The 4,788-nt window shown below is 69.0% G+C and carries 2 protein-coding genes and 1 pseudogene; all 3 read left to right on the top strand.

The features are described from left to right. Positions 1–426, top strand: a pseudogene (locus JaAD80_RS31070) (MFS transporter); the annotation flags it as partial. Beyond that, positions 423–1,565 (top strand): efflux RND transporter periplasmic adaptor subunit, encoded by a 1,143-nt coding sequence (locus JaAD80_RS28765; protein ID WP_102299591.1) that lies wholly within the window; start codon positions 423–425, stop codon positions 1,563–1,565. The pseudogene JaAD80_RS31070 and the gene JaAD80_RS28765, both read left to right, overlap by 4 nt. A 9-nt stretch (positions 1,566–1,574) precedes the next feature. Further along, on the top strand, positions 1,575–4,715 hold the full coding sequence (locus tag JaAD80_RS28760) for an efflux RND transporter permease subunit (RefSeq protein WP_102299589.1): 3,141 nt from the start codon (positions 1,575–1,577) through the stop codon (positions 4,713–4,715). The last annotated feature ends 73 nt before the right edge of the window (positions 4,716–4,788 follow it).

Here is a 4,788-nt window from a genome sequence, read left to right as displayed (position 1 = left end):
ATGGGCGGCGCGGGCCTGTGCGGCGCGGCTGCCGCCTGCCTGGCGCTGTCGCTGCTGCCCGCCAGCCTGGGCATCCCCGGTTATGTCGCGCCCATCATGCTGCTCACGGCCAGCTACGCGCTGTTCCAGGCGGCCAACAATACGGCCGTAATGGGCGACATCGTCCCCGACCAGCGCGGCCTCATCTCCGGCATGCTCAATCTGTCGCGCAATCTGGGCCTCGTCACGGGCGCTTCCGTGATGGGCGCCATCTTCGCTTTTTTTGCCAGCGCCAGCGATCTCGCCAGCGCCCAGCCAGCCGCCATGATCCGTGGCATGCACGCCACCTTTGCCGTCGCCAGCGCGCTGATACTCGCCGCGCTGGCCATTTTTGCGCTCGGCCGCGCCCTGGCCAAGCCCCCAACGCCTTCTGGAGACCCCGCATGATGCGCCCCCGTCCGATTCCGTCCCTGCCCGTCCCGCTGTTACTACTGCTGGCCCTGGCCTGCAGCGCCACATTATCCGGCTGCGGCCGTTCCCAGGCCGCGCCTGGCGGCCCGCCGCCCAAGGCCACCGTGTCCGTGGCCCTGCCTGAAACATCGATGGTGCAGGCGACCCTCGACTACACGGGCCGCATCGAGCCGTCGCAGCGCGTGGAAGTGCGCTCGCGCGTGTCGGGCTATTTGCAGCAGATCGCCTTTCGCGATGGCCAGCAGGTCAAGGCCGGCGATGCGCTGTTCGTCATCGACCCGCGCCCCTTCGCGGCGGCGCGCGACCGCGCCCAGGCCAGCCTGGCGCAGGCCAGCGCGCGCAGCAAGCTGGCCACGGCCCAGTTCGAGCGCAGCAGCCGGCTGCAGCAAACGGGCGCGGCCAGCACCGAGGAGCTGGAGCGGGCGCGCGGCGAACTGGAAGGCGCGCAGGCGGCCGTCATGCTGAGCCAGGCGGAGCTGCGCAGCGCCGAACTGGAACTGTCCTTCACCACCATGCGCGCGCCCATCGCCGGCACCGTGTCGGACCGCCGCGTGGATGTCGGCAACTACGTGGCCGGCGGCGCGGCGCAAAGCGGCGTGCTGACCACCATCGTTGCGCACAGCCCCGTGCGCGCCATGGTCGACCTGTCGGAAGCGGATTTCCAGCGCCTGCGCCAGCAAAGCAAGCTGCCATCGAAGGTGCAGCTGGCGCTCGATGGCGGCGGCCCCGCCCAGGATGCCACCGTCGACTTTGTCGACAACGAAATCAGCGCCCGCTCGGGCACGGTGCGCCTGCGCGCCAGCCTGGCCAATGCCGACCGCGCCGTCATGCCGGGCAGCTTTGCGCGCGTGCGCATCCCCGTCGGCGCGGCGCAGGAGCGCCTGCTGGTGCCCGACGCCGCCATCCTCAGCGACCAGAACAAAAAAATGGTGTTCGTCGTGGACGCGGCGGGCAAGGTGGCGCCGCGCAAGCTGGAACTGGGCGGCCTGCGGGGCGACAAGCAGATCGTGCTGTCCGGCCTCGGACCGCAGGACAAGGTCATCGTCTCCGGCGCGGCCAAGGTGCGCCCGGGCGACCAGGTGCTGGTGGCCGCTCCGCGCGCCAACGGCGCTTAAGGAGAGGCCATGCGTTTCTCCCAATTTTTCATCCGCCGGCCCGTGTTTGCCATCGTGCTGTCCATCCTCATCACCCTGGTGGGCGCGGTGTCGGCCATGCGCCTGCCAATCTCGGAGTTCCCCGAAATCGTGCCGCCCACGGTGACGGTGAAGGCCAACTATCCTGGCGCCTCGGCGCAGGAAATCGCCGATACCGTCGCCGCGCCGATCGAACAGGAAATCAACGGCGTCGACGGCATGCTCTACATGTCATCGCAATCGGTGGGCGACGGCAAGCTGACCATCAGCGTGGTGTTCAAGCCGGGCACCAACGTCGAACAGGCGCAGTCGCTGGTGCAGAACCGCGTGGCGGTGGCCGAAGCGCGCCTGCCCGACGCCGTGCGGCGCCTGGGGCTGGCCGTCAAGAAGGCTTCGCCCGACCTGCTGATGGTGGTGCTGTTCGACTCGCCCAAAGGCACGCGCGACCAGCAATACATCTCCAACTTCATCGGCACCGCCGTCAAGGACAAGCTGGCCCGCGTGGAAGGCGTGGGCGACATCTACACGCGCGGCGCGCGCGACTTCTCGATGCGCATCTGGCTCGACCCGGCACGCGTGGCCTCGCTGGGCCTGACGGCGCCGGAAGTCATCGCCGCCGTGCGGCAAGCCAACTCGCAGGTCGCCGCCGGGGTGCTGAACCAGCCGCCGGGCGGCAGCGACGGCGCCTACCAGGTGCAGGTGCAGGCGCAAAGCCGCCTGCGCGATGTGGCCGAATTCGAGGCGATCGTCGTGGCCGCCCATGCGGACGGCGGCGTGGTGCGCCTGCGCGACGTGGCGCGCGTCGAGATGGGCGCGCAGGACTATACGGAAAGCGGCTTCGTCGACAACCGCACGGCCATCGCGCTGGGCATCAGCCTGCTGCCCGGCTCGAACGCGCTGGCTACCGGCGACCGCGTGCTGGCGCAGCTGGCCAAAATGGAAGCCGAGTTCCCACAGGACGTGGCCTACCACGCGTATTACAATCCGACCGAATTCATCCGCTTCTCGATCGACAAGGTGCGCGACACCATCTTCGAAGCCGCGCTGCTGGTTTGCGTGGCCATGCTGCTGTTCCTCGGCTCCTGGCGCGCCGCCATCATTCCCATCCTGGCCATTCCCGTGTCCCTGGTCGGCACCTTCACGGTGCTCGCCGCGATGGGCTACACCCTGAATACCCTGTCGCTGTTCGGCCTGGTGCTGGCCATCGGCATCGTCGTCGATGACGCCATCGTGGTGGTGGAAAACGTCGAGCGCCATATGGAGGAAGGCATGAGCCCCGTCGCCGCGGCGCAGCGCAGCATGAACGAGGTGGGCTTCGCCCTGATCGCCATCGCGCTGGTGCTGGTGGCCGTGTTCGTGCCGACGGCCTTCATCGACGGCATCTCCGGCATGTTCTACCGCCAGTTCGCCGTCACCATCGCCGCCTCCACCGTCATCTCGGCGCTGGTCTCGCTGACACTGTCGCCGGCCCTGGCCGCGCTGCTGCTCAAGCCGCAGCACGATGCCAACAGCCTGGGCGCACGCTGGATGACCATCTTCAACCGCGGCTTTTCCCGCCTGACGGGCGGCTACGTGCGGCTGACGGGGCGCATCCTCTCGCGGCGCTGGCTGATGCTGCCGGTGTACCTGCTGCTGGCGGGTCTGACCCTGTGGCGGCTGGACGTGACGCCGCGCGGTTTCGTGCCGCAGCTGGACCGCGGCTACGCCATCGTCTCGATCCAGCTGCCGGCCGGCTCGACCCTGGCGCGCACCAGCGAAGTGGTGCAGGACGCCACGGCACGCCTGATGAGCCACCCCGGCGTGGCCCACACGGCCGCCTTTGTCGGCACCGACGGCGCCACGTTTACGTCGGCGCCGAATACGGCCGTCATCTTCACCATGTTCAAGGACTTCGGCGCGCGCGCCAGCGATGGCCTGGACGGCCCGGCCATGCTGGGCGCCATGCGCGCCAGGCTGGCGCCCATCAGCGCGGCGCGCGTGATGGTGATACCGCCGCCCTCCGTGCCCGGCATCGGCACGGGCGGCGGCTTCAAGCTGATGCTGCGCGACACGGGCGGCCTGGGACCGCAAGCCTTGCAGGCAGCCGCGCGCGGCATCGTCGAAGAGGCATCCAAGCTGCCCTCGGTAATGGGTGCCTTCACGCCGTTCAACGCCATGAGCCCGCAGGTCAAGGTGGAACTGGACCGCACCAAGGCGGAATACCTGGGCGTGCCGCTGCTGCGCGTCAACGAGACCCTGCAAAGCTACATGGCGCCCGTCTTCGTCAACGACATGAACCTGATGGGCAGGGTGTGGCGCGTCACAGCCCAGGCGGACGCGCCCTACCGGCGCAGCGTGGCCGACCTGGCCGCGCTGAAAACGCGCGCCGCCAACGGCGACATGGTGCCGCTGGGCAGCGTGGCCACCTTCAGCGAAGGCACGGCGCCGTTCCGCGTGCCGCGCTACAACCTGTATCCGGCCGCCGAAATCCAGGGCAGCACCAAGCCTGGCTATTCGACGGGGCAGACCATCGCCGCGATGGAAGAGCTGCTCAAGGCCCGCCTGCCTGCCGGCTTCGACTACGAGTGGACGGAACTGGCACTGCAGGAAAAGCACGCGGGCGGCAGCACCGGCATGGTGCTGGGCCTGGCCGTGCTGCTTGTCTACCTGCTGCTGGCGGCCCTGTTTGAAAGCTGGCTGCTGCCCCTGTCCGTCGTGCTGATCGTGCCCAGCTGCGTGCTGGCCACGCTGGTCGGCGTGTCGTGGCGCGGCATGGACAACAACGTGCTGACGCAGATCAGCATCGTGGTGCTGATCGGCCTGGCGGCCAAGAATGCCATCCTGATCGTGGAATTCGCGCGCCAGGCGATGGCGGCCGGCGCCGATGCGCGCGAAGCGGCCATCGCCGCCGCCCGCACCCGTCTGCGGCCCATCCTGATGACCTCACTGGCATTCCTCTTGGGCGCGATACCGCTAATGCTGTCTTCCGGCGCGGGCGCGGAAATGCGCCAGTCGATGGGCACGGCCGTCTTTGCCGGCATGCTGGGCGTGACCTTGTCGGGCCTGTTGTTTACACCGTTGTTTTTCACCTTGCTGAGCAGGCGCCGCGCGGCGCCCGCCGCACGCACGGTCGCGCTGGGAGAAGCCGCATGAGCCGCACACACCGCATGAATAATGTGAACACGCGCCGCACCGCGCCGCTGCTGGCAGCGGCGCTGCTGGCCCT

This window comes from Janthinobacterium sp. AD80 (assembly GCF_002878455.1).
Taxonomy (GTDB): domain Bacteria; phylum Pseudomonadota; class Gammaproteobacteria; order Burkholderiales; family Burkholderiaceae_D; genus Janthinobacterium.
The sequence above is the reverse complement of the archived record's forward strand: the minus strand, read 5'-3'. Positions and strand labels throughout refer to the sequence as shown.

Excerpts from the sequence above, each read along its gene's own strand:
- JaAD80_RS28765 (WP_102299591.1), top strand. The coding sequence starts at position 423 with ATGATGCGCCCCCGTCCGATTCCGTCCCTGCCCGTCCCGCTGTTACTA.
- JaAD80_RS28760 (WP_102299589.1), top strand. The coding sequence starts at position 1,575 with ATGCGTTTCTCCCAATTTTTCATCCGCCGGCCCGTGTTTGCCATCGTG.